The following is a 1,462-nucleotide window of genomic DNA, read 5'->3' on the forward strand; positions in this document are numbered from 1 at the left end:
GGGGCGGGCGGCGGCACCGGCGGACGTGGGGGTACTCCCCCGGCGTACTGCTGTGTCACGGTCACACCTCCCGCCGGGGACACTACCCGACGGCCCGGCGGCGAGCCCAGCCCGCCACCGGGCCGCCGCCGGCATTGTCCCGGGTCAGCGCCCGGTGAGCTGCTCCGCGAGGGCGCGCAGCGCCAGCTCGTAGGAACCGATCCCGAACCCCGCGATGGTCCCCGAGGCGATCGAGGCGATCACCGAGGTGTGCCGGAACTCCTCGCGCGCGTACGGGTTGGAGATGTGCACCTCGATCAGCGGCGCGGTGCGCTGGGCGGCCGCGTCCCGCATGGCGTACGAGTAGTGGGTGAAGGCCCCGGGGTTGATCACCACCGGGGTCCGCTCGTCCGCCGCCCAGTGCAGCCACTCGATCATCTGCTGCTCGGAGTTGGTCTCCTTGACCTCCACCTCGAAGCCGAGCTCCTTGCCGAGGGCGGTGCACCGCTCGACCAGCCCGGCGTAGGAGGTGGCGCCGTAGACGTCCGGCTCCCGGCTGCCCAGGCGCCCGAGGTTGGGACCGTTCAGCACCAGGACGCGCTGACCGAAGGCGCGGCTCACGACGCCGACACCTCCGCGTACGCCGCCACCAGCAGCGACGGGTCCGGGCCCTCCAGCACCGAGGTCCTGGCCAGCCCGTCCAGCACGATGAACCGGAGCAGGTCCCCGCGCGACTTCTTGTCGATCTTCATCGCGTCCAGCAGCTTCGGCCAGGCGTCGGCGCGGTAGGTCAGCGGCAGGCCGACCGAGGCCAGCACGGTGCGGTGCCGGTCCGCGGTCGCGTCGTCCAGCCGCCCGGCCAGCCGGCCGAGCTCCGCGGCGAACACCATGCCCACCGAGACCGCCGCGCCGTGCCGCCACTTGTACCGCTCGTTGCGCTCGATCGCGTGCGCCAGGGTGTGGCCGTAGTTGAGGATCTCGCGGCGGCCGGACTCCTTGAGGTCGCCGGAGACCACATCGGCCTTGACCTGGATGGCCCGCTGGATGAGCTCCACGGTGTGCGGCCCGGCGGGGGTCCTGGCGCCCTCCGGGTCGGCCTCGACCAGGTCCAGGATCACCGGGTCGGCGATGAAGCCGCACTTGATCACCTCGGCCAGGCCCGAGACGTAGTCGTGCGTGGGCACGGTCTCCAGGGTGGCCAGGTCGGCCAGCACGCCCACCGGCGGGTGGAACGCGCCGACCATGTTCTTGCCCTCGGCGATGTTGATGCCGGTCTTGCCGCCGACCGCCGCGTCCACCATGCCCAGCAGGGTGGTCGGGATGGAGATCCAGCGCACCCCGCGCAGCCAGGTGGCGGCGACGAACCCGGCCAGGTCGGTGGTCGCCCCGCCGCCCAGGCCGACGACCACGTCGGTGCGGGTGAAGCCGGTCTGGCCCAGCGCGGACCAGCAGAACGCGGCCACCTCGGCGCTCTTGGCCTCCT

The 1,462-nt window shown here is 72.8% G+C and carries 2 protein-coding genes; both read right to left on the reverse strand.

The annotated features are described in order from the left end of the window. Positions 1 to 144 precede the first annotated feature (144 nt). On the reverse strand, positions 145 to 600 hold the full coding sequence (gene aroQ / locus ACFW1A_RS40475; RefSeq protein WP_380418738.1) for a type II 3-dehydroquinate dehydratase: 456 nt from the start codon (positions 598 to 600) through the stop codon (positions 145 to 147). Next, on the reverse strand, positions 597 to 1,462 hold an 866-nt coding region (gene aroB, locus ACFW1A_RS40480), incomplete at its 5' end, for a 3-dehydroquinate synthase (RefSeq protein WP_380418740.1). The genes aroQ and aroB, both read right to left, overlap by 4 nt.

This window comes from Kitasatospora sp. NPDC058965, assembly GCF_042741245.1.
Taxonomy (GTDB): domain Bacteria; phylum Actinomycetota; class Actinomycetes; order Streptomycetales; family Streptomycetaceae; genus Kitasatospora.